Origin of the sequence: Micromonospora sp. AKA38 (assembly GCF_027925725.1) — a bacterium.
GTDB lineage: Bacteria > Actinomycetota > Actinomycetes > Mycobacteriales > Micromonosporaceae > Micromonospora.
Map to the genome: position 1 here is coordinate 347,308 of NZ_BNEI01000002.1, position 23,291 is coordinate 370,598.

General features: G+C 75.2%; 19 protein-coding genes. 12 read left to right on the forward strand and 7 right to left on the reverse strand.

Translation table 11 applies throughout. The annotated features are described in order from the left end of the window. Positions 1-10: 10 nt before the first annotated feature. From TPA0908_RS05100 to TPA0908_RS05115, 4 genes are all read right to left on the reverse strand, one after another. Positions 11-1,012 (reverse strand): YihY/virulence factor BrkB family protein, encoded by a 1,002-nt coding sequence (locus TPA0908_RS05100; protein WP_281935130.1) that lies wholly within the window; start codon positions 1,010-1,012, stop codon positions 11-13. Further along, complete coding sequence (locus TPA0908_RS05105; protein ID WP_281935132.1) at positions 1,005-2,012, reverse strand: diacylglycerol/lipid kinase family protein; 1,008 nt, start codon at positions 2,010-2,012, stop codon at positions 1,005-1,007. Before TPA0908_RS05105 ends, TPA0908_RS05100 begins: the two co-directional genes overlap by 8 nt. Before the next feature lie 91 nt (positions 2,013-2,103). Next, complete coding sequence (locus TPA0908_RS05110) at positions 2,104-2,679, reverse strand: Clp protease N-terminal domain-containing protein (protein WP_281935134.1); 576 nt, start codon at positions 2,677-2,679, stop codon at positions 2,104-2,106. Continuing rightward, entirely contained in the window at positions 2,679-2,915 is a 237-nt protein-coding gene (locus TPA0908_RS05115; RefSeq protein WP_107159391.1) for an HTH domain-containing protein, read from the reverse strand. Before TPA0908_RS05115 ends, TPA0908_RS05110 begins: the two co-directional genes overlap by 1 nt. 102 nt (positions 2,916-3,017) lie before the next feature. Between TPA0908_RS05115 and TPA0908_RS05120 the strand changes: the two genes are divergently transcribed. The 6 genes from TPA0908_RS05120 (at position 3,018) to TPA0908_RS05145 (ending at position 9,558) form a co-directional block, all read left to right on the forward strand. Further along, the gene (locus TPA0908_RS05120) at positions 3,018-3,818 is read left to right on the forward strand and encodes a PP2C family protein-serine/threonine phosphatase (RefSeq protein WP_281935136.1); all 801 of its coding nucleotides are present in this window, start codon (positions 3,018-3,020) and stop codon (positions 3,816-3,818) included. A gap of 67 nt (positions 3,819-3,885) precedes the next feature. Continuing rightward, entirely contained in the window at positions 3,886-4,449 is a 564-nt protein-coding gene (locus tag TPA0908_RS05125) for a TetR/AcrR family transcriptional regulator (RefSeq protein ID WP_281935137.1), read from the forward strand. Then, complete coding sequence (locus TPA0908_RS05130; protein ID WP_281935138.1) at positions 4,446-5,270, forward strand: oxidoreductase; 825 nt, start codon at positions 4,446-4,448, stop codon at positions 5,268-5,270. The genes TPA0908_RS05125 and TPA0908_RS05130 overlap by 4 nt, the downstream gene beginning before the upstream one ends. A gap of 66 nt (positions 5,271-5,336) precedes the next feature. Beyond that, positions 5,337-6,167 (forward strand): universal stress protein, encoded by an 831-nt coding sequence (locus tag TPA0908_RS05135; RefSeq protein ID WP_281935140.1) that lies wholly within the window; start codon positions 5,337-5,339, stop codon positions 6,165-6,167. A gap of 128 nt (positions 6,168-6,295) precedes the next feature. Next, the gene (locus TPA0908_RS05140) at positions 6,296-8,698 is read left to right on the forward strand and encodes a phosphoketolase family protein (RefSeq protein ID WP_281935142.1); all 2,403 of its coding nucleotides are present in this window, start codon (positions 6,296-6,298) and stop codon (positions 8,696-8,698) included. Further along, a complete protein-coding gene (locus tag TPA0908_RS05145; RefSeq protein ID WP_281935144.1) occupies positions 8,695-9,558 on the forward strand; it encodes a universal stress protein in 864 nt (287 codons plus the stop codon). Before TPA0908_RS05140 ends, TPA0908_RS05145 begins: the two co-directional genes overlap by 4 nt. Before the next feature lie 47 nt (positions 9,559-9,605). Here the strand turns inward: TPA0908_RS05145 and TPA0908_RS05155 are convergent, their stop codons facing one another. Then, positions 9,606-11,945: a heavy metal translocating P-type ATPase gene (locus tag TPA0908_RS05155; RefSeq protein ID WP_308447812.1), complete on the reverse strand. Its 2,340-nt coding sequence runs from the start codon at positions 11,943-11,945 to the stop codon at positions 9,606-9,608. A gap of 170 nt (positions 11,946-12,115) precedes the next feature. Here TPA0908_RS05155 and TPA0908_RS05160 point away from each other — a divergent pair, with 170 nt between their 5' ends. Then, positions 12,116-13,126 carry an Acg family FMN-binding oxidoreductase gene (locus TPA0908_RS05160; RefSeq protein ID WP_281935146.1) on the forward strand — a complete coding sequence of 337 codons (1,011 nt, stop codon included), beginning with the start codon at positions 12,116-12,118 and terminating at the stop codon, positions 13,124-13,126. 92 nt (positions 13,127-13,218) lie between these two features. Beyond that, a complete protein-coding gene (locus TPA0908_RS05165; RefSeq protein ID WP_281936251.1) occupies positions 13,219-14,886 on the forward strand; it encodes a sensor histidine kinase in 1,668 nt (555 codons plus the stop codon). Between the two features lie 12 nt (positions 14,887-14,898). On the opposite strand, the gene TPA0908_RS05170 is transcribed toward TPA0908_RS05165, so the two are convergent. Further along, positions 14,899-15,537, reverse strand: coding sequence for a response regulator (locus TPA0908_RS05170; RefSeq protein WP_281935148.1), 639 nt, complete (start codon positions 15,535-15,537; stop codon positions 14,899-14,901). A gap of 175 nt (positions 15,538-15,712) precedes the next feature. Here TPA0908_RS05170 and TPA0908_RS05175 point away from each other — a divergent pair, with 175 nt between their 5' ends. From TPA0908_RS05175 to TPA0908_RS05185, 3 genes are all read left to right on the forward strand, one after another. Further along, a complete protein-coding gene (locus TPA0908_RS05175) occupies positions 15,713-16,687 on the forward strand; it encodes an Acg family FMN-binding oxidoreductase (protein ID WP_281935149.1) in 975 nt (324 codons plus the stop codon). A gap of 56 nt (positions 16,688-16,743) precedes the next feature. After that, on the forward strand, positions 16,744-19,662 hold the full coding sequence (locus tag TPA0908_RS05180; protein ID WP_281935152.1) for an AfsR/SARP family transcriptional regulator: 2,919 nt from the start codon (positions 16,744-16,746) through the stop codon (positions 19,660-19,662). A gap of 65 nt (positions 19,663-19,727) precedes the next feature. Continuing rightward, complete coding sequence (locus TPA0908_RS05185; protein ID WP_281935153.1) at positions 19,728-20,732, forward strand: twin-arginine translocation signal domain-containing protein; 1,005 nt, start codon at positions 19,728-19,730, stop codon at positions 20,730-20,732. Positions 20,733-20,943: 211 nt separating this feature from the next. On the opposite strand, the gene TPA0908_RS05190 is transcribed toward TPA0908_RS05185, so the two are convergent. Further along, positions 20,944-21,945 (reverse strand): NAD-dependent epimerase/dehydratase family protein, encoded by a 1,002-nt coding sequence (locus tag TPA0908_RS05190; protein WP_281935155.1) that lies wholly within the window; start codon positions 21,943-21,945, stop codon positions 20,944-20,946. 741 nt (positions 21,946-22,686) lie between these two features. On the opposite strand from TPA0908_RS05190, the gene TPA0908_RS05195 reads away from it, so the two are divergent. Continuing rightward, complete coding sequence (locus TPA0908_RS05195; RefSeq protein ID WP_281935157.1) at positions 22,687-23,241, forward strand: hypothetical protein; 555 nt, start codon at positions 22,687-22,689, stop codon at positions 23,239-23,241. Positions 23,242-23,291 lie beyond the last annotated feature (50 nt).

Sequence of the window (23,291 nt, forward strand, 5' to 3'; positions counted from 1 at the left end):
CGGCGCGGCGTCAGAGCGCGGTCATCTCCCCGGTGTCGAACAGCTCCTCGCGCTGCGCCTCCGGCTCCCACAGATCCGGCTGGGCCGGCTCCTCCACCCCGATCCGCATGGCCTCCAACTGGGCGGCGAAGGCCAGCCCGCCGAAGAGCGCCATGCCGGTGAGGTTCGCCCAGAGCAGCAGCGCCATCATGCCGGTCAACGCGCCGTAGGTCTGGCCGAACCCGCCGCTGTACTTGACGTACGCGGCGAGCAGCAGGCTGGCCAGCCACCACAGCGCGATGGCGATGCCGGCGCCGAAGAAGAGCCAGGACAGGCCGGGTTGCTTGCGCCGGGGCGTGTGCCGGAACAGCACCGCCACCGCGAGCACGGTCAGGCCGAGACTCAACGGCCAGCGGACCACGTCCCAGACGACGGTGGCGACGTCGCCCCACTCGTAGTGCCGGCGCACCGAGTCGCCCAGCGCGCCGCCGCCGACCAGGATCAGGAACCCGGTCAGCGCGGGCACACCGGCGACCACCGCGAGAATCGCCGCGCGGACGTACTTCGGAAACGCCGGGCGGTCCCGCTCGACGCCGTAGATCCGGTTGGCGCCGCGCTCGATCTGCGCCATCGTGGTGGTCAGCGCCACCAGCCCGGTGATCAGACCGAGGGTCAGCGCCAGCTCGCCGGCGTCCTCGGTGCGGTCGGCGTCGGAGAGCAGCTCCTGCACCACCGTCTCGCTCTGGCCCGGCGTGATCGCCAGCACCGTGTCGGCGACGACCTTGCCGCCCTCGTCCGCGCCGAGGTCGGTGATCAGGCCGGTGAGCGCGATCAGGAACGGCACGACGGCGAGGCAGAGCTGCAACGCCAGGGCCCGGGAGTGGCTGAAGCCGTCGCCGTAGCGGAACCGGATGAACGCGTCCCGCAGCAGGCACCAGCCGCCGTGCCGGCGCAGGGTGCGCCAGGCGTCGTCGGCGGACAGCTCGTTCTCGGCCATCAACCGCGTCTCGGGGACGAGCTTGGTGCTACTCACGCCGCGCCTCCTTGATCAGGCGCTCACCGCGCTCCGCCGCCGCCTCGGCGTCCTCCGCCAGGTCGGGGTGGTCCTCGGGGCGTGGCACGCAGAGCCAGAGCGACTCGGGCCGGATGGTGGCGGTGAGCGAGCGGCCCGGCTCGATCAGGTCGCCGTCGAGCTGCCGGGGCTGGGCCCGGTTGCTGGCGATCTCGACGGTGCGGGCCCGGAACACCTCCATCCGGGGCACGCTGCCGGTGCGGCGGACCAGCGCCCAGCCCATGGCGACCCAGTGGCCGATCGTGCGCGGGGTCAGCACCGCCACGTCGAGCCAGCCGTCGTCCGGCTCGGCGTCGGTGAGCAGGCGCACCCCGCCCTGGAGGCGGCCGACGTTGGCCACCAGGACCGAGCGGGCGCGGCGGCGCAGCGGCGGCCGGCCGTCGATGCGGACCGAGACCCGCATCGGCCGGTCCCGCAGGTGGCGGGCGGCGCCGACCAGGTAGGCCGGCCAGCCGATCCGCTTCTTGGTGGTCTCGGAGGTGGAGTCGAGCATCTGGGCGTCGAAGCCCATCCCGGCCATCACCGCGAAACACTTGTCGTCGACCACCCCGACGTCGAGCCGGCGCATTCCGCGCTCGACGGCGACCTCCAGCCCGGCGGCCAGGTCGTTGGAGAGGCCGAGGTTGGCGGCGAGCAGGTTGCCGGTGCCCTGGGGCAGCACGGCCAACGCCACCTCGGTGCCGGCCAGCGCGGTCACGCAGGCCATCACGGTGCCGTCGCCGCCGCAGGCGAAGACCACCTCGGCGCCGGCCTTCACCGCCTCCTCCGCCTGGCCGCGGCCCGGGTCCTCGACCGTGGTCTCGTACCAGGTCGGGGCCGGCCAGCCGGCCGTGTCGAGCGCGCCGTCCACGATCCGCCGGAACTCGTCGAGGTCGGCCACCTTCACCGGGTTCACCACCACGGCCGAGCGCGGGGTCCGGTTCTCGGCGGTCACCGGAAGCTTGTCGTCTGCACCGTCCACGGCGCCAGTGTGCAGGACACCGGGCGCGGCGGCGACCCGGCGGGCGGGGTCGTTGCGAGGACCGCAATCAGGTTTGGATTCCGGCGGGGGGTCAGGCCGCCTCGCGCAGCGCCGCGTCGACCCGCCGCCGCAGGTCGTCGACGTCGACACCGGCCTCGGTGAGCACCTGCGCGGCCAGGCCGTCGCCCTCGCGCAGCAGGCCGAGCAGGATGTGCTCGGTGCCGATGTGCCGGTGACGCAGCCGGAGCGCCTCGCGCAGCGACAGCTCCAGCACCTTCTTGGCCCGGGGCGAGAACCGGCCGCTGTCGTGCCGGCGACGCCACCACCGGCGCGGGCGCGGCGTCGCCTCGCGGAGCGCGTCCGGGCCGAACGACTCCTCGATCCGAGCCACGATGGCGGCCAGGTCGATGCCGATCTCGCGCAGCGCCGCCGCGTCCGCCGCGCCGAGCCCGTCGACGCCCTGTGCGGTGTGGCGGGCCACCGCCGCGCGCAGGGCGTCGGCCTCGACGCCGTCGGCCGACAGCAGCCGGACCGCCAGGTTGTCGCGGTCGGCGAGCACGCCGAGCAGCAGGTGCTCGGTGCCGACCGGCCGCCGGCCCTCGGTCTGTGCCTCGACGAGCGCGTGGTGCACCACGGCCCGGGCCCGGTCGGTGAATCGTTCGAACATCACGCCTCCCAGCTTTCGCGCACCGCCGGCCGCCCGGCGTGCTTCTTGTGGACCGCCTGTCGGCTGACCTCGAGCGCGTCGGCGATCTCCTGCCAGGACCAGCCCTGTCGCCGGGCGTTGTCCACCTGGACCACCTCGAGCCGTTCGAGCAGCCGGCGCAGGGCGAGCACGGCCCGCAGGCCGACCTTCGGGTCGGTGCTGCCGGCCGCCGCCGCGAGTTCCGTTGCCTGACTCATGCTGTCAATGTAGGTTGACAGCGCCATCTCGTCAACCCCGGTTGACACTAGACACGCCCCGACCTGCCCGTTCGCCGCCCGCGCCGGTGCTACGGTCCGCTGGTGTTCCACCGCCGCCCACCGGACCGGCCGGTCGAGGCCACCCGCCGGCTGACCGCCGGGCGGCTCACGCTGGAGGTCGCCGGCGGCAGCGTGGTCGGGCACCGCTATCCGGCGAACTTCGACGTGCTGCACGTCGACGAGGAACTGCCGCTGGCCGTGGTCTGCGACGGCATGGGCGAGGGCGAGGGCAGCCGAGTGGCCGGCGCGACCGCGACGCAGACCTTCGTCGGGCGGGTCCGCGCCGGGTGGCCGGTCGTCGACGCCGCCGGGCTGCACGCCGCCGCCGCCGAGACCCAGCGTCGGGTCCGCCGGGCCGGCGCCACCCGCGCGGGGCTGACCGGGTGCACGCTCACCGCGCTGGTGGTCGAGCCGGACGGCGACCGGGGCTGGCTCGTGCACCTCGGCGACTCGCGGGCGTACCGGCTGCGCGACGGGCTGCTGGAGCTGGTCACGGTGGACCACACCCTGGCCTGGCTGGGGCTGCTGCACGGCTGGTGGCCGGCCGACTCCCCAGAGGCGGCCCGGGCCCGCTACCAACTGCTGCGCTACGTCGGCCACCCGGACCAGCCGGAACCGGACCTGCTCGCCGCCCCGCTGCGTCGCGGGGACACCTGGCTGCTCTGCACCGACGGGGTCAGCGACCAGCTCGGCTACCACCGGCTGCGGGACCTGCTGGCCGCCCGCCAGGAGCCGGCACGGACGGTCCGGGCACTGCTGGACGCCAGCCTGGCGGCCGGCGGCGCGGACAACGCCACCGCCGTCGTGGTGCGCGTGCACCCCGCCCTGCCCGCCCCCCGCTGAACAACCCCGCCCCGGCGTGACCGGGGACACGGTTGACGTCCTGACGTTTTATGCAAGACTTGTCAGCATGTCGAACGATCGGTTGGAGACGATCCTGGCCGCCGCGTACGCGTGCTTCACCCGGCACGGGATGCGGCGCACCACCATGGACGACATCGCCGCCGCCGCCGGCATGTCCCGGCCGGCGGTCTACCAGTACGTGCGCAACAAGAACGACGCCTACCGGCGACTGGCCGAGCGGCTCTTCGCCGACACGCTCGACCGGGCCCGGCAGGCCGCCGCCACCGGAGGCGGCGAGCTGGCCGACCGGCTGCACGACGTGCTCGCCGCCAAGCTGGAACTCACGCTCACGCTGCACCGGGACAGCCCGCACGCCACCGAGCTGCTCGACGCCAGCGGCAAGCTCACCGGCGACCTCGTCGAGGCGTACACCGCCGAGATGACCGACCTGGTGGCCGGCACGCTGGCGGACGCCGCCGGGCCCCGGGCCCGCGCGGTGGCCGACGTGCTCGTCGCGCTCACCCGCGGCCTGGAGGCCGACCTCACCGACCCCGACCTGCCCCGGCAGCGGCTGCGCGACGGCGTCGCGCTGCTCGTCGCCGGCCTGACCTCTCCGGGAGACCACGCATGACCACCGTCCTGATCACCGGCACCTCCTCCGGCATCGGCCGGGCCACCGTCGCGCGGCTCGCCCGCCGCCCCGACCTCACCGTGTACGCCACCGCCCGCAAGGTCGACGCGATCGCCGACCTGGCCGACACCGGCGCCCGACTGCTCGCCCTCGACGTGACCGACGAGGCGTCCATGCGCGCCGCCGTCGCCGCGGTGGAAGCCGCACACGGCCAGGTCGACGTGCTGATCAACAACGCCGGTTACGGCGAGTACGGCCCGATCGAGGAGGCCCCGATGGACCGGGTGCGGGCCCAGTTCGAGACCAACGTCTTCGGGCTCGCCCGGCTCACCCAGCTCGTGCTGCCCGGCATGCGCCGGGCCGGCCGGGGCCGGATCGTCAACGTCAGCTCGATGGGTGGCCGGCTGGTCTTCCCCGGCGGCGGCTACTACCACGCCAGCAAGTACGCGGTGGAGGCGATCTCCGACGCGCTGCGCCAGGAGGTGCGGCCGTTCGGGGTGGACGTGGCGGTCATCGAGCCGGGCCTGATCCGCACCGGCTTCGGCGCGGTCGCCGCGTCCTCGCTCGGCGCCGGCACCGAGCCGACCGGGCCGTACCGCCGGATGGTGGCCGCGGTCGACGCGTCGATGGCGAAGTCCTACCGGAACCCGGCGCTCGCCGCCCCGCCGGAAGCGGTGGCCCGGGTGATCGAGCGGGCCGTGCTGGCCCGCCGCCCCCGCACCCGCTACCTGGTCACCGCCGCCGCCTGGGCGATGGTGCACACCCGCCGGCTGTTCGGCGCCCGGTTCTTCGACGCGGTCAACCGCCTCCAGTTCCGCTGACCCGGTCCGGCCGGCCCGGCCACCCGACTACCGTGGGTGAAGAACCCGGTCGGGAGGTGAGCCGGCATGGCCGCACCCAGGCACGGCGCGGTGGTGGTCGGCGTCGGCCGGTCGGCGGAGGGCCTGACGGTGGTCCGCACGGCCGCCGGCGAGGCCGCCGCCCACGACCGGCCGCTGCACCTGATGCACGCGTTCAACTGGGCCGCGACCGGCGGCCCCGCCCCGGCCGGCGGCACCCGCATCGACGCCGAGCGACTGCTGGAGCGGGCCGGCCAGCTCGCCTCCGACGCCGCGCCAGGGGTGGCGGTCAGCGGCGAGATCGTCGAGGGCTCACCGGTCGAGGCGCTGCTGCGGGCCGCCGGCACCGCGTTCCTGGTAGCGCTCGGTGACGGCGGCATCTCCACCTGCCCGGCCTGCGTAGCGGCCGACGCGCCCGCCGTCGAGCTGGCCGCCCGCGCCGGCTGTCCGGTCCTGATCGGCCGGTCCGAGCCGGCCCCGCCCGGGCCGCTGCTGGTCGGCTACGACGGCTCGCCGGGCGCCCGCCACACGCTCGGGTACGCCTTCGACTGCGCCGAACGCCGGGGCGCCCGACTGCTCGCCGTCCGGGTGGTCGAACCGGAGCGCCGCGACGCCGACGACGGCCTGCTGGAAGCGGCGGTCAACCGGCACGCCGTGCGGCATCCCGGGGTGGCCGCCGACTGCCAGACCGTCCGCGGCGTACCCGCGGACGTCCTGCTCGACCGCTCCCGGTCGGCGCAGCTCGCGGTGGTCGGCGCGCGCGGCGACGGGCCGGTGCGGTCCAGTCTGGGCGAGGTCAGCCAGGCCCTGCTCTACCACTCGCCGGCACCGCTGATCGTCGTCCGGGGGCTCGACCCGGGCGCCCGGGAGGGGGCATGACGCCCGCCCGACCCGGGACCTACGGCCCTGACCGACACCCCCGCCCGGGGGTGAGGCTGGACGCGCCGGGGAGGTCGATCTCCTCCCCGGGTGGCAGACGACCCCGAGCCACGAGAGGCCAAGGCAGCATGGACACCGCGCTGGACCTGCACAGCCCCCTGACCGACGACGAGCTGCGCCGGCTGGACGCCTACTGGCGGGCCGCGAACTACCTGACCGTCGGGCAGATCTACCTGCTCGACAACCCGCTGCTCCGCGAGCCGCTCCGGCCCGAGCACGTCAAGCCCCGGCTGCTCGGCCACTGGGGCACCAGCCCCGGCCTCAACCTGCTCTACGCGCACCTCAACCGCGTCATCGTCGACCGGGACCTGTCCGCCATCTTCGTCACCGGCCCCGGCCACGGCGGCCCCGCGCTGGTCGCCAACACCTGGCTGGAGGGCACCTACAGCGAGCTGTACCACCACATCCCGCGCGACGAGGCCGGCATGCAGCGGCTGTTCCGCCAGTTCTCGTTCCCCGGCGGCATCCCCAGCCACGTGGCGCCGGAGGTGCCCGGCTCGATCCACGAGGGCGGCGAGCTGGGGTACGCGCTGAGCCACGCGTACGGGGCCGCGTTCGACAACCCGGACCTGCTGGTCGCCTGCGTGATCGGCGACGGCGAGGCGGAGACCGGCCCGCTGGCCGGGAGCTGGCTGTCAAACGTGTTCCTGAACCCGGCGCGGGACGGGGCGGTCCTGCCGATCCTGCACCTCAACGGCTACAAGATCGCCAACCCGACCGTACTGGACCGGATCCCCGCCGACGACCTGCGCGACCTGATGCGCGGCTACGGCTACCAGCCGTACCTGGTCGAGGGCGACGACCCGGCGGCGGTGCACCACCTGCTCGCCGCGACGCTGGACCGGGCGGTCGACGAGATCGCCGGGATCCAGCGCCGGGCCCGCTCCGGCGGCGACGTCGAGCGTCCCCGCTGGCCGATGATCGTCCTGCGGACGCCGAAGGGCTGGACCGGCCCGGCGACCGTCGACGGCACGCAGGTCGAGGGCACGTTCCGCGCCCACCAGGTGCCGATCGCCGAGGTGCGCGACAACCCGGCGCACCTGGCCGAGCTGGAGCGCTGGCTGCGCAGCTACCGGCCGGAGGAGCTGTTCGACGCCACCGGCGGGCCGGTCACCGAGCTGGCCGCGCTGCCGCCCACCGGCGACCGGCGGATGAGCGCGAACCCGGTGGCCAACGGCGGCAAACTGCTGCGCAACCTGGAGCTGCCGGACTTCCGTGACTTCGGCGTCGACGTCGAGGAGCCCGGCGGCACGGTGGCCGGGGCGGCCGGCACGCTCGGCCCCTGGGTGCGCGACGTGATCGCCCGCAACCCGCAGACGTTCCGCCTGTTCGGCCCGGACGAGGTCGCCTCGAACCGGCTCGGCGCGGCGTTCGAGGTCACCGACCGGGCGTTCGTCGGCCGCCGGGAGCCCGGCGACGACCATCTCTCCCCCGACGGCCGGGTGATGGAGGTGCTCTCCGAGCACCTCTGCGAGGGCTGGCTGGAGGGCTACCTGCTGACCGGCCGGCACGGCATCTTCACCAGCTACGAGGCGTTCATCCACATCGTCGACTCGATGGTGAACCAGCACGCCAAGTGGCTCAAGGTGACCCGGCACATCCCCTGGCGGGAACCGATCGCCTCGCTGAACTACCTGCTCTCCAGCCACGTCTGGCGGCAGGACCACAACGGCTTCTCGCACCAGGACCCCGGCTTCATCGACCACGTGGTCAACAAGAAGGCCGAGGTGGTCCGCGTCTACCTGCCGCCGGACGCCAACACGCTGCTCTCCACCATGGACCACTGCCTGCGCAGCCGGCACTACATCAACGTGGTGGTGGCCGGGAAGCAGCCGGCGCCGAACTGGCTGACCATGGACGAGGCGGTCCAGCACTGTCGCCGCGGCCTGGGCATCTGGGACTGGGCCAGCACCGACGACGACGCCGAGCCGGACGTGGTGCTCGCCTGCGCCGGCGACGTGCCGACGCTGGAGACGCTCGCCGCCGCCGACCTGCTGCGCCGGCACCTGCCCGACCTGAAGGTGCGGGTGGTCAACGTGGTCGACCTGATGCGCCTGCAACCGCCCTCGGAGCACCCGCACGGCCTGCCGGACAACGAGTTCGACACCATCTTCACCCGCGACAAGCCGGTCATCTTCGCCTACCACGGCTATCCGTGGCTGATCCACCGGCTCACCTACCGCCGGGCCAACCACGAGAACCTGCACGTGCGCGGCTACAAGGAGGAGGGCACCACCACCACGCCGTTCGACATGGTGATGCTCAACGACCTGGACCGCTTCCACCTGGTCATCGACACCATCGACCGGGTGCCGGGGCTGCGCTCGCGCGCCGCGCACCTGCGCCAGGAGATGGTGGACGCGCGCCAGGCCTGCCGCGACCACACCCGCGAGTACGGCGAGGACGACCCCCAGGTCGCCGAGTGGCGCTGGATCCGCGAGACCGACCCGGCCGTGAAGGGTGACGCATGAGTAATGAGGAGATCGTGGTCGGCTACGACGGCTCGACCGACGCGTCGGTGGCCCTGAACTGGGCGCTGGACGAGGCGGGCCGGTCGGGCCGGCCGGTGCGGCTGGCGTACGTCTTCGAGTGGTTGACCGTGGCCGGCTGGATCGGCCCCGGCGTGGCCCCGGGCATCTGGCCGGACGAGAACGCCCGCCGGCAGGTCGAGGAACTGGTCCGCAAGGCGGCGGCGGACGCCGCCGCCGAGCGGCCCGGCATCACCGTGCACGGCGAGGTGTTCGACGGCCCGCCCGCGTTGGTGTTGCAGGAACGCTCCACCGGGGCCGGGATGCTGGTGCTCGGCAGCCGGGGGCACGGCGGCTTCGGCGGCCTGCTCGCCGGCTCCACCGCGGTCTCGGTCAGCGCGCACGCCCACTGCCCGGTGGTCGTGGTCCGCGACGGCCAGGCCGCCACGTCCGGGCCGGTGGTGGTCGGCTCGGACGGCTCCCCCTCGGCGCTGCGGGCGCTCGGCTTCGCCGTGGAGCGGGCCGCCCAGCGGGACGTGCCGCTGCGGGTGCTGCGGGTCTGGGAGCCGCCGGGTGACCGGTGGGTGCCGCCGGACTTCGACCCGGAGGACGTCGCCGCCGGCGAGCGGACCGCCGCCGAGGCGGAGCTGGCGCCGTGGCGGGAGACCTTCCCGGACGTGCCGGTGGAGATCTCGGCGGTGCCCGGCAGCGCGGCGTCGCTGCTGGTGGAGGCGAGCCGGGCGGCGCAGCTCGTGGTGGTCGGCAGCCGGGGCCGGGGCGGGCTGCGCGGCATGCTGCTCGGCTCGGTCAGCCAGCAGCTCATCCAGCACGCGCACTGCCCCGTCGCGGTGGTCCGGGAGTAGAAGGAAGGGCCCCTTCTTAACGCATTCTGCATAAGAAGGGGCCCCTCCTAACGCCCCGGAGGGCCGTCGGCGGGGTTGAGCGAGAAGTAGTCCTCCTCCTCCTGGGCCAGGTGCAGGCGCAGCACCGCGTCCAGGCCGTACAGCGCGGCGAGCAGGTCGGGCACCTCCTCGGCGGGCAGTCCGCCGTCCAGCGCCGCCAGGTGCCCGCCGATCCGCTCCACCAGCCGGACGATCTCCACGTGCGCCCGGCTCATCGTCGAGGTCGCCTCGTCGCTGCCGAGCGGACCGGCCAGCGCCGGGTAGAGCTGCCGTTCCTCGGCCGCCTCGTGCGGCAGCACCTCGTCGACCAGGCGCCGGTGCACGTCCCGCACCGCCGGCACACACCCCGGGTCGTCCGGGCGGGTCGCCACCAGGTCGGCGGTGTCCCGCAACCGGGCCAGCACGTCCCGGACGCCGCCGTGCTCGCGCTCGTACCGGTCGAGCAGCTCCCGGGTGTGCGGGGGCACCTCCCGCTGCCGCAGCCCACCACCAAGCGCCCGCAGCGCGTTGAGGATCACCAGCACGTCGATGCCCTCCTGGAGGAACGCGCCGGCGACCGGGGGCAGCCGGCCGGCGGCGGCCACCAGCATCGCCAACACCGCCAGGCCCATGCCGACGGTGGCGCTCTGCACCGCGATGCGGCGGGCGTACCGGGCGATCTCGACGGCGTCGGCGAGCCGGTCCAGCCGGTCCACGGTGAGCACCGCGTCGGCCACGTCGGCGGAGGCGGTCGCCCCGGTGGCGCCCATCGCCACCCCGACGTGCGCCTCGGCCAACGCCGGGGCGTCGTTGACGCCGTCGCCGACCATCACGGTCACCGCCCGCGCCGCCTCCGCGCGTACCCGGTCGGCCTTCTCCGCCGGCGCGCAGCGCGCGATCACGTCGTCCACGCCGACCACCTGGGCGACCTGCCGGGCCGTACGCGGACGGTCGCCGGTCACCATCACCAGCCGGGTCAGCCCCGCCTCGCGCAGCCGCCGCACGGTCCGCCGGGCGTCCGGGCGGACCGGGTCCTCCAGCAGGATCGCGCCCAGCGGCCCGTGCACGTCGCTGACCCAGACCGTGGACCGGCCGGACCGCTCGGCCCGGTCCCGGACCCGGTCCGCCCACACCGGCGGCTCGCCGTCGAGCTGGCCGACCCGCACCGTCCGGCCGTCGACCCGGCCGGTCACGCCCCGCCCCGGCTCCTCGGTCACGTCGGTCGGCCCGGCCAGCGGCAGCCCCCGCTCGCGGGCCTGCCGGACCAGCGCGGCGGCCAGCACGTGCGGCGAGAGCTGCTCGACGGACGCCGCCAGCCGCAGCACCTCGTCCCGGTCGCCGCCCGGCGCGACCACCGTCTCCGCGGCCCGGGGCCGGCCGGCGGTGAGCGTGCCGGTCTTGTCCAGCAGCAGGGTACGGGCGCGGCCGAGCTGCTCCAGCGAACCGCCGTCGCGCACCAGCACGCCCCGGCGGGCCACCCGGGACAGCCCGGAGACCACCGCGATCGGGGTGGCCAGCAACAGCGGGCACGGGGTGGCCACCACCAGCACCGCCACCGCCCGCACGAACTCGCCGGACAGCAGCCACGCCAGGCCGGCGAGCAGCAGCGTGAACGGCACGAACCCGGCCGCGTACCGGTCGGCCAGCCGCACCATCGGGGCCTTGCGCGCGGTGGCCTCCCCGGCCAGCCGGACGATGCCGGCGTACGTGCTCTCCGCCGCGTTGCGGTCGGCCCGCAGCCCGAAGCCCGCGCCGGCGTTGACCACGCCGCTGGCCACCTGCTCCCCGACGGCGCGGCCGACCAGCCGGGACTCGCCGGTCACCACCGACTCGTCGAGCGTGGCCGCCTCCTCGACCGTGCCGTCCACCGGCACCACGTCACCGGGGCCGACCACCAGCCGGTCACCGGCGACGACCCGGTCCAGCGACACCACCTCGATCCCGCCGTCCGCGGTACGCCGCCGCGTCTGCCGGGGCGCGCGTTCCAGCAGCGCCCGCAGGTCGCGGGTGGCCCGGCGCCGGGCGTACTCCTCCAACGCCCGCCCGGTGGCCACCATCACCGCGATCACGGCGCCGGCCAGGTACTCCCGCACCAGCAACGCGCCGAGCAGCGCCAGCACCGCGATGACGTCCACCCCGAACTGCCGGCGCCACAGTTGGCGCAGCATGGTCCAGGCGGCCGGCGCGAGCGCCGCCACGGTGACCGCGGCCCAGACCAGGTCGGCCGCGCCCCGCGCGCCCGCGAACCACGCCGCGGCGCCGCCCAGCACGGCGAGCGTGAGCAGCGCCAACGGGGCCCACTCGGCGGTCGCGGCCCGTCGGGCGCGGGCCGGCCGTTCGGGTACGCACTCGCGCGGTTCGGTCCCCACGTGCGGATCGTCTCAGTGCCGAAGCGGGGCAGGTAGGGCGAACGCGGGTAAACCGAGGGGCCGAAGGACCCCGTGCGGCAGGTCCGGACATGCCCGAGGATGGAGCGGCAACCCCACCCGGGCGCCCCGCAGGTGGGGCACGATGGGGGAGAGACAGGAAGGTCGTGACGATGAGCCACGAGACGCCGGCTACCGATCGCCCGCTGACCACCGCGCTCGCGGAGGCCGCCGGAACGGCCGGCCACGCCCCGTCGGTGCACAACACCCAGCCCTGGCACTGGACGGTCCGGCCGGACGCGCTGGAGCTGCGGGTGGTCCGCGAGCGGCACCTCAGCGTCATGGACCCGGAGGGCCGACTGCTGGTGGTGAGCTGCGGCGCGGCGCTGCACCACGCCCGGGTGGCACTGGCCGCCGAGGGCTGGACGCCGGTGGTGGAGCGCCTGCCCGACCCGCACCAGCCCGACCTGATGGCCCGGCTCACCGGGCTGCGGCACACCGGCGCCGACCCGGACGCGATGCGCCTGGTGCAGTGCATGCGGGTGCGGCACACCGACCGGCGTCCGGTCAGCGACGAGCCGATCCCCGCTGCCGTGCTGGGCGACATCGACCGGGCCGCCACCCGGGAGGGCGTCGACCTGCAGATCCTCGACGACATGCAGAAGATCGAGCTGGCCGGCGCCGCCCAGCAGGCCGCCGCCGTCGAGGCGGACAGCCCGGAGCTGCGCGAGGAGCTGGCGTACTGGACCAACCGGGCCGGCACCGGCACCGGCCTGCCGCCGGAGGTGCTGCCCGACCAGGCGGCGCAGACCACCGTGCCGGGCCGCGACTTCGGCACCCCCGGCTCGCTGCCGATCGGCCCCGGCCACGACAAGGCCGCCGTCTACGCCATCCTCTGGGGCGCCGAGGACGAGCCGCTGAGCTGGCTGCGCGCCGGTGAGGCGCTCTCCGCCGCCTGGCTCGAAGCCACCCGGCACGGGGTGTCGTTGGTGCCGCTCTCCGGCGTGGTCGAGGTCGACGGCACCCGCGAGGTGCTCCGGCAGACGCTGGCCGGCCTGGGCCACCCCTACCTGAGCATGCGGCTCGGTCTGGCCGACCCGGAGCACGCCGGGCCGCCGCACACCCCGCGGCTGGACGCCGCGCAGACCGTCGACACCTCGGCGGTCCGTGACCAGCCGTCCTGACGGTCTCGTCGGCGGCGGCCACCGGGCGATAGCATCGGCCGGTGGCCGCCGCACCGAACCCCCGGCACGAGCCCGTCACGCCGTCGCTCGGGTTGTCCCCGCTGTCCCGGGTCCGCCTCGACGAGCTGCTCCAGGAGATGCTCGACCGGGTCGGCGAGGTGGTCACCAGCCGGGAACGGCTGCGTGCGCTGCTCGACGCGGTGGTCGGCATCGGCTCCGACCTGGACCTGCGCAGCACGTTGCAGCGGATCGTGCGGTCGGCGTGCGAGCTGGCCGGCGCCCGCTACGGCGCGCTCGGGGTGATCGGCCCGGACCGCATGCTGCACGACTTCATCGTCCACGGCATCGACGCCGAGCTGCACGCGCGCATCGGCGAGCTGCCGCACGGGCGGGGCGTGCTCGGCCTGCTCATCGACGAGCCGAAGCCGCTGCGCATGCCGGACATCACCCGGCACCCCCGGTCGTACGGCTTTCCGCCGCACCACCCGCCGATGCACAGCTTCCTGGGCGTGCCGGTGCGCATCCGCGACCAGGTGTGGGGCAACCTCTACCTGGCCGAGAAGCAGGGCGCCGCCGAGTTCACCGAGGACGACGAGGAGATCGTGTCCGCGCTCGCCGCCGCGGCCGGCGTGGCGATCGAGAACGCCCGCCTCTACGCGCTGGCGCACCGGCGGGAACGCTGGCTCGCCGCCGCCGCGGAGATCACCTCGGTGCTGCTGGGCGAGGTGCGCCGCACCGACGCGCTGTCGCTCGTCGCGCGTCGCGCCCGCGAGGTCGCCGAGGCGGAGCTGGCGCTGGTGCTGCTCTACGACGAGGACGAGGCGCAGTTCACCGTCGAGGTGGTCGACGGCGCGGACCCGATCGCCCGGGAACTGGTCGGCGCGGTGCTGCCGGCCGGCGAGACCAGCTTCGCCGGCTCGGTCACCGAGCGCCGGCACGAGCAGGTCGACGACCTGGCCGCGGCGGCGCCCTGGCCCCAGCCGGTGGTCGCCGGCCCGGCGGTGGTGTCCCCGCTCGCCGCCGCCGACACGCTGCACGGCGTGCTGGTGATCGCGCACCGGCCCGACCACGGCCCGGCCGGCGACGACGACCTCGCGTTGCTGGCCAGCTTCGCCGGGCAGGCCGCGCTGGCCATGGAGCGGGCGCGCGGCCAGGAGGAACGGGAACTGCTGGTGGTGCTGGAGGACCGCGAACGGATCGCCCGCGACCTGCACGACGTGGTGATCCAGCGGCTCTTCGCCACCGGCCTGCAACTCCAGAGCGGGGCGATGAACGCCCGACCCGAGGTGGCGAAGCGCATCAACCAGGCGGTCGACGACCTGGACGCCACCATCCGCGACATCCGCCGCACCATCTTCGAGCTGCGCACCCCGATGAGCGCGGCGCTGCGCACCGAGATCCGCGAGGCCATCGAGGTGGCCGCCGAGACGCTCGGGCACCGACCCGACCTGGACCTGGTCGGCCCGATCGACAGCGCCGTCCCGGACGAGCTGCGTCCCGAGCTGGTGGCCGTGCTGCGCGAGGCGCTGTCCAACGCGGTCCGCCACGCGCAGGCCGACCGGGTGTCGGTGCGGGTCGCGGCGGACGCCGGCCGGGTCGAGATCACGGTCACCGACGACGGGATCGGCTGCGACCCGACGGCGGCCCGCAGCGGCCTGGTCAACCTGCGGGAGCGGGCCGAACGGCTCGGCGGGGAGTTCACGCTGCGCCGGGTCGAGCCGCACGGCACCGAGCTGCGCTGGGGCGTCCCGCTCGACTGACCCGGCCGGGGGTCAGTGGTTCTTGCCGAGCAGCCGGGTGGCCAGCACCGCCGCCTGGGTGCGCCGCTCCAGACCCAGCTTCGCCAGCACGCTGGAGACGTAGTTCTTCACCGTCTTCTCGGCCAGGAACATCTTGCCGGCGATCTCGCGGTTGGTGAGCCCCTCGGCGACGTACTCCAGGATCCGCCGTTCCTGCTCGGTGAGCGACTTCAGCTCCCGCGGCTGCTCCACGCCGCTGCGGATGCGCTCCAGCACCCGGGTGGTGATCGCCGGGTCGAGCAGGGACTGCCCGGCCGCCACCCGGCGGACCGCGTCCACCAGGTCGGTGCCGCGGATCTGCTTCAGCACGTAGCCGGCCGCACCGGCCATGATCGCCGCGAACAGCGCCTCGTCGTCCTCGTACGAGGTGAGGATCAGGCCCTTGATGGACGAGTCCACGGCGCGCACGTCCCGGCACACGTCGATGCCGTTGCCGTCGGGCAGCCGGGCGTCGAGGATCGCCACGTCGGGGCGGAGCGCGGGAATCCGCCGCGCCGCCTCCTGGGCCAGGCCGGACTCGCCGACGACCTCGATGTCGCCGCTGCTGGTCAGCAGATCGGCCAGGCCACGACGGACGACCTCGTGGTCGTCGAGCAGGAACACCCGGATCATCAGTCCTTTCTACCCGCTGCCCCGGCGTCCCGCACGGGCCGAAGGTCCCGTCGTCGACGCGCCGCCCCGGGCCGGTCGGACCGGCCCAGGTGGGGACCTCCGGCCCTGCTCAGGCCGCTTCCGGTGACGCACCGTAGGAACCGGAGGCCCGACGCCGTACGGAGGGAGCACGACCATGACGACCGAATACACCGTCGGGCAGCTGCGGGCCGCGGTCACCGACGCGGTACGCGCGCCGTCGCTGCACAACACCCAGCCGTGGCGGTTCCGACTGCACGACGGCGGCATCGAGGTCGCCGTCGACCCGCTGCGCGGCCTGCCGGCCACCGACCCGACCGGCTGGGGCGCGCGGATCGCGTGCGGGGCGGCGCTGTTCAACCTGCGGCTGGCGCTGGCCGTGGCGGGCACCCCGGCGACGGTCCGGCTGCGCCCGTACCCCGCCGAACCGGACGTGGTGGCCCGGCTGACGCCGGACGTGCCGCGCCGGCCCACCCCGACCGAGCAGAGCCTGTACGGGGCGATCGGCCGCCGGTTCAGCAACCGGGCGCCGTTCTGGCCGGACCCGGTGCCGGCCGAGGCCCGTTGGCGGCTCGGCGAGGCGGCCCGCGCCGAGCAGTGCTGGCTGGAACTGGTCATCGGCACCAGCGCGGTCAACGCGTTCGCCGAGGTCGCCCGCAGCGCCCACCGGGTGCTGGAACGCGACCCCGCGTACGTGGCCGAACGGGTGGCGTGGATCCGCTCCGAGCCGGCCCCGGACGGCGTGCCGGCCGCCGCCGGCGGCCCACAGAACGAACCGCAGGACCTGCTACCGCAGCGTGGCTTCGGCGGACGCAACCGGGCGCCCGGCCGGGACTTCGAACCTGAGCCGCTGGTCGCCGTGCTCGGCACCCCCGGCAACACCGGCACCGACCAGGTCGTCGCCGGGCAGGCCCTGCAACGGGTGCTGCTCACCGCCACCGACGCCGGGCTCGCCGTGTCGATGCTCTCCCAGCCGATCGAGGTGCCGGCCGCGCGGGAGGCGCTGCGGCTGTCCCTGGGCCGGTTCGGCACGCCGCAGATGGTGATGCGGGTCGGGTACGGCCAACCGGGCCGCGGCACCCCGCGCCGCCCGGTCGACGAGGTGCTCGACCTGCCGGTCGCGCGGGCCTGACCCCGCCACCGCGACCGGAGCGACAGCGGTCGATCCGGTGGTACGGTGTCGCCCGCATGGTCAGTTATCGGATCCTGGGCCCGCTCGAGGTGATCCGGGCCGGGCAGCCGGTCCCGCTGCGCAGCCCCAAGCAGCGGGCGGTGCTGGCCGTCCTGCTGGTGCACGCCGGCCGGGTCGTCCCGCTGGACCTGCTGCTCGCCGCGCTCTGGGGCGACGCACCGCCGGACACGGCCGTCGGTCAGGTGCAGACGCTGATCTGGCGGCTGCGCGGTGTGCTCGGCGACGCCATCGCCACCAGCCCCGGCGGCTACCGGCTCGTCGTGTCCCCCCACGCGCTCGACGCCACCGTCTTCGCCGCCACCACCGCCGAGGCCGCCGAGCTGGTCGCCGCCGGGCGGCTGGCCGAGGCGTCCCGCCGCTACGGCGACGCGCTCGCCGCCTGGCGCGGGCCGGTGCTGGCCGACGTGCGGCTGCCCGGCGACCCGGGCGCCGCCGGCTTCCACGCCGCCGTCGCCGAGCTGACCGAGCAGCGCCTCGCCGCCGAACGGGACCGGGTCGACGTCGAGTTCGGCCTCGGCCGGCACGCCGAGCTGATTCCCCGGCTGCACCGGATGGTGCGGGACGAGCCGCTGCGGGAGGAACTGCGCGAGCGGCTGATGCGGGCGCTGCACCGGGCCGGCCGGCGGGCCGAGGCGCTGGAGGTCTACCGGCAGGGCCGGGCCGCCGGCGTCGCCGAGCTGGGCCTGGAGCCCGGCCCGGCGCTCCAGGCCCTGCACGGGCGCATCCTGGCCGGTGATCCGCTGCTCGACGACGCCCCCGACGGGGCGCCCGCGCCGGCCGCCGCGCAACTGCCGATGGACGCCCCCGACTTCGTCGGCCGGGACGCCGTCGCCGCCGACCTGGTGGCCCGGCTGACCGCCGCCACGACGACCGCGCCGCGGGTCGTCGCCGTCTCCGGCGTGGCCGGCGGCGGCAAGACCACCCTCGCCGTCCACGTCGGACACCTGGTCCGGGCGTCCTTTCCCGACGGGCAGCTCTTCGTCGACCTGCGCGGCGGCGGCGAGCCGCTCGACCCGGGCGCGGTGCTGGGCCGGTTCCTCCAGGCCCTCGGCGAGGACCCGCGCGCGGTGCCCGCCGGGACGGACGAACGGGCCGCCCTGTTCCGGGCCCGCACCGCCGGCCGGCGGCTGCTGGTCGTGCTGGACAACGCGGCCGGCGAGAACCAGGTCCGCCCGTTGCTGCCCGCCGAGCCGGGATGCGCGGTGCTGGTCACCGCGCGGCGACGGCTCACCGCCCTGCCCGGGGCGGCCCACGTCGACCTCGGCGTCTTCACCGCCGAGCAGGCCGTCGACCTGCTCCGCCACGCGCTCGGGCCGGCCCGCGTCACCGCCGAACACGCCGACTGCCGCCGGGTGGCCGAACGCTGTGGCCACCTGCCGCTGGCCATCCGCATCGCCGCCGCCCGGCTCGCCGCCCGCCCGCACTGGCCGGTACGGCGGCTCGCCGACCAGCTCGCCGACGAGCGCGCCCGACTGGACGTGCTGCGCACCGGCGACCTGGCGGTCCGCTCCAGCCTGGCGACCAGCTACCAGGAGCTGACCGGCGCGGAACGCCGCCTGCTGCGGCTGCTCGGTGCGGTGGACCTGCCCCGGGTGCCGTCCTGGGCCGCCGCGGCGCTGCTCGACCTGCCGCTGGCCACCGCCGAGGAACTCACCGAACGGCTGGTCGAGGCCCGGCTGGTGGACGTCGACCCGGCCGGTTACCGGCTGCACGACCTGGTCCGGGCGTACGCCGGGGAACGCGGCGCGGCCGAGGAATCGGCCGGCGTCGGACGGGCGGCGCTGGCCCGGCTGGTCGGCGGCTGGCTGACGCTGACCGACGAGGCCTACCGGCGTACCCCCGGTGGTTTCCGGCGCGGCCCGGCCGGCACGGCGCCGCGCTGGTCCCGGTGGACGGCGGCCGAGCTGGACGTGGTGCTCGCCGACCCGGTGTCGTGGTTCGAGGCGGCCCGTGGCCCGCTCATCGGCGCGGTCCGGCGGGCCGCGTCGGCCGGGCTCGACGAGGCGGCCTGGAACCTGGCGAACACGCTCGGCCGCTTCTTCGAGCTGCGCGAGCACCTCGACGACTGGGACGCCACCACCGGGCAGGCGCTGGCCGCGTGCGAGGCGGCCGGCAACGAGACCGGGCAGGCGTGGCTGCTGCGGGCCCGCGGCGAGCGGTACCTCGACCTGGACCGGCTGGACGACGCGCTGCGCTGCCTCGACGCGGCACTGAGCCGGTTCGAGCGGCTCGGCGAGCGCGCCGGGCAGGCGCTGACGCTGCGGGCCGCCGGCACCGCGCACCGGCTGCGCCGCGACGACGCCGCCGCGATGACCGCGCTGGGGCGGGCCGAGGCGCTCACCGTCGAGCTGGGCGACCCGACCGGGCAGGCGCAGGTGCTGTTCGGCCTCGGCGCGGCGCACCGGGTGGCCGGGCGCACCGACGCGGCGGAGACCGCCTTCCGGGCGGCGCTGGCGCTGTTCCGGCAGCTCGACGACCGGTTCGGCGAGGCGTACACCTCGACCAGCCTGGCCCTGGTGCTGGGGCGCGACGGCGCGGAGGCGGACGCCGGCCGGTTGCTGCGCCGCTCGTTGGCGCTCTGCGAGGAGCTGGGTTACCGGCGGGGCGCCGCCATCAGCCGGGGTCACCTCGGCGACCTGCACCTGCGCACCGGCGAGTACGAGCGGGCGGTGGCGGAGCTGACCGAGGCGGTCGCCGGCAGCCGGGAGGTCGGCGACGGCATCGGCGAGCTGATCGCGTTGCGCCGTCTCGGCGCCGCCCACCTCGCCCTGGGTCGGCTCCCGGCGGCCCGGTCCGCGTTGCGCGGCTGCCTGGCGCTGTGCCGCGTGCACGGCGAGGAGCAGGAACGTGAGCGGGCGCTGCGGCTGCTCGGGGAGGCGCGGGCGCGCGCCGCGAGCGAGGTGAGAGCGAGCTGAGAGGACGGGACGGCCGGCGGGCGGCACGGTGGGGACCGAACCCATCGGACCAGGGGAGGCTCCCGATGACCGACCGCACCACCGTCCCGCCGCCGACCGGCGGACCCGGCCTGTCCCGACGCCGGTTCCTCGGCGGTGTCGGCGCGTCCGCCGCCGTGCTGGGCGCGGGCGGCGTGCTCGGCGTTCCCGCGCCGGCGTCCGCCGCGTACTACATGAAGTGGGGCGCGGTGGTCTCGCCCGGCAGTGCCACCAACAACATCGACTTCGCCCGCAAGGTGGACCTGCTGCGCCGGATGCGTCCGCAGACCGCCCGCATCTCGATGTTCTGGGGCGACCCGAACCGGCGGCAGTTCAGCGACGGGCAGCTCGACGAGCTGCGCGGCACCGGACTCACCGAGATGATCATCCAGTCCTCGGAGGACCCGGACCCGGCCCTGGCCCGCCGACAACTCGACCAACTGCTGCCGTACGTCGACGCGCACCCGAACACGCTCTTCGTCTGGGAGATCGGCAACGAACCCGACTGGCACCAGCCGAACAACCCGTGGCTGGCCCGGTGGAACCGGCTGGCCACCATCCGCGACAACAAGCCGGCCCAGGACCGGGGCAACCTGCTCTGGGCGATCAACATGCCGGCCGGCCGCTGGAACGGCGACGGCTCCGGGTTCACCTTCGGCAACTCCGGGCAGTGGTTCGACGCGTTCGTCCGGGACACCGGCGACGGGCTGGGTGCGATGCTCACCGGCCCGTACCGGCCGGACGTCGCCACCGTGCACTGCTACAGCTCCAGCTACCTGACGCGCGGCGCGGACGGCGGCGGCGAGCACAACCCGTACAAGATGATCGACTACGTGCGGGGCTGGAACCCGGGCCTCAGCATGAAGATCACCGAGGCCGGGATCGACGGCGCGAAGTCCGACCGCGGCTACCGCTACGTGAGCTTCGGCTCGTCGGTGGCGAACGAGACGGCCGGGCAGGTCGACAGCGTCTGCTTCTACGGGCTGCCCCCGGCCGAGCGGCAGTACGGCATCTGGGAGACCGAGGCCAGCCAGGTCGGCACCCACCCCTGAGTGCCGGACCGGGCACGCCGCCGGGTGCGACGGCGGCGCGCGGGGAAGCGGCGGGGCCGTCGGGACCCGGCCCCGCCGCACCGCCCCCGTCGCCGTCCGGCCTGCCCCTCGTTGTCGCCCGCGCCGCCCGGCCCGCCCCCGTTGTCTGTCGGGCCGGTGCCGGCGGGTCGGCCGCCTGCGCTCGGCGAACGGAGGGCGACCGGCGTCGCGGTCAGGCCGGCAGGGTGGCCAGCAGCGCCGCCTCCCGCTCCGGAGCCAGGCCCACCGGGGCGCGCGCCGGTCGGCCGGCCCGCGCCGGCACCCGACCCACCTCCCGCAGCCACCGCCAGGTGTCCGCGACCGTCTCGGCGACCGGCCGGCAGACCAGACCCGCCGCGTACGCGCGCTCGACGTCGCGCTCCTGCAACCAGCGGTACTCGTGCCCGCGCGGGATCCAGATCGGCAGGTCGTTCCACGGCTCCACGCCGGCGGCGAGGATCGGCGCCGGCGGCGTCCACCGCAGCGTCGCGTCCGAACCGGTCGCCGCCACCACCGCGTCGAGCAGCTCACCCATCGTCGTGTGCCCGCTCCGACTCACCACGTTGTACGCCCCGCCGACGCCCTCGGCGCCCCGGTCCAGCAGCCAACCCGCCAGGTCGCGGACGTCCACGTACTGCACCGGGAGATCCGGTGGCCCGGGGGCCAGCACGTCACCGCCCAGGGCGACCCGGTGCAACCACCACGGCAGCCGCCCGATGTCCTCCCCCGGCCCGAGGATCAGGCCGGCCCGCACCAGCAACGCCCGCTCGCCGAACACCTGCACGGCGGCCCGCTCCCCGCCGGCCTTGTTGCGCGGATAGTCGCCGTCGTCCGCGTCCGGCTCGGCCGCGACGGTCGGCGCCTCCTCCCCGGTGCCCGGCCCGGCCGTCGGCGCGTACACCGAGCCGCTGGAGACGTAGACGTAGTGCGGCACCGCGCCGGTCAGGGCCTGTGCCGCGTCCCGCACGGCCCGGGGCGCGCCGTCCCAGGTGTCCACCACCAGGTCCCACTCGCCACCGGCGAGCGCCGCCAACCCGCCCGGCTCGTCGCGGTCACCCCGCAACCGGTGCACGCCGGCCGGCACCTCGCCGTGCACACCCCGGTTGAAGACGGTCACCGCCCAGCCGCGGCGGACCGCCTCGGCCACCACCGCCCCACCGACGAAACCCGTGCCACCCAGCATCAACAGTCGCATCGCCCCACCCTGCCCCCGGAACCCCGTGCCGGGAGGACCTGTTCACGGTGAGCGGATCTGCCAACGGCAGAACCGCCCACCCACTCCCTGGCCCGCTCCCCCCTGGGTTGATCATGAGGTTGGCGGCACTCGGTGTCCGTTTCGTCACCGCCAACCTCATGGTCAACGGGTGAGGCGGTCGGAGCATCGGGCGGGGGCGCCGGGTGGGCGGTGCTCCGGTGGTGGCACGTCGCGGGGCTGCCAGGCACCCATGACGCTTCACTTGCGGTGGCGGGTGGGACGGTGTGGGTGTCTGCGCAGCCTTGAGGCACCTGTGGCGTGCCGCTGAGGGCGGCATGGGCCGGCGGGTGGAACGGTATGGCTGTCTGGGCAGTCGTATGACAACCATGGCGTTCCACTCGTGGTGGTAGGGGCGGGTGGGTGGAACGGTATGGGTGTCTGGGCGGTTCGGCATTCGGCGCCTTGTGCGTGCTCCCGCGCGGTGGGGGCGTTTTGTCCGGTTCGGTGGTGGTGGGCGGCACGCTGGCGGCGGAATCGTCGACGGGGTGGCGGCGTTGTAGACGGGTGCACGGCCGAGGAAGGCAAGCGGCCCCCGCCGGGAATGACGGTGGCCCCCCGGTCGTTGCACACACTTCCGGCGCCGCGTCGAGGCCCCCGCCCCGCGAGCAGCCGAACTTTTGTTGTGCGCCTGACGGTGCCCGCACCCCCCGGTGCGTTGACCCCCGAATGGAGCCCCCCACCATGAACACGATGCTGCGTAAGAGCGTGCTGGGTATTGCTGGTCTGGCTTTCACCGGTGGTGTGTTCGCCGGTCCGATCGCCGGTCATGTCGAGTCCGCGCACGCCGCCACGGCCAAGCCGGTCACGGCGGTGGCGAGCGTGCAGGGTGAGCAGTCGACGATCAACCTCAACGACGAGCAGACCGCCAACGTGAAGGCGATCATCGCGGCGACGAAGAAGGCCGGGCTGCCGGAGCGGGCCGCGGTCATCTCGATCGCGACCGCGTTGCAGGAGTCGAAGCTGGAGAACCTGGGCCACCTCGGCGACCGCAACGACCACGACTCGCTGGGTCTGTTCCAGCAGCGCCCCTCCTCGGGTTGGGGCGCCCCGGAGCAGATCACCGACCCCGAGTACTCGACGCTCGCGTTCCTGAAGGGTCTGAAGCAGGTCGACGGCTGGCAGGACATGCCGCTGACCAAGGCCGCGCAGACGGTGCAGGTGTCGGCCTACCCGGACGCGTACGCGCAGTGGGAGAAGCAGGCCACCGACCTCGTCGGCAAGCACTGGAACAGCTGAGACAACGCGAAGGCCGGCACCCCGCCGAGGGTGCCGGCCTTCGCGTGCGT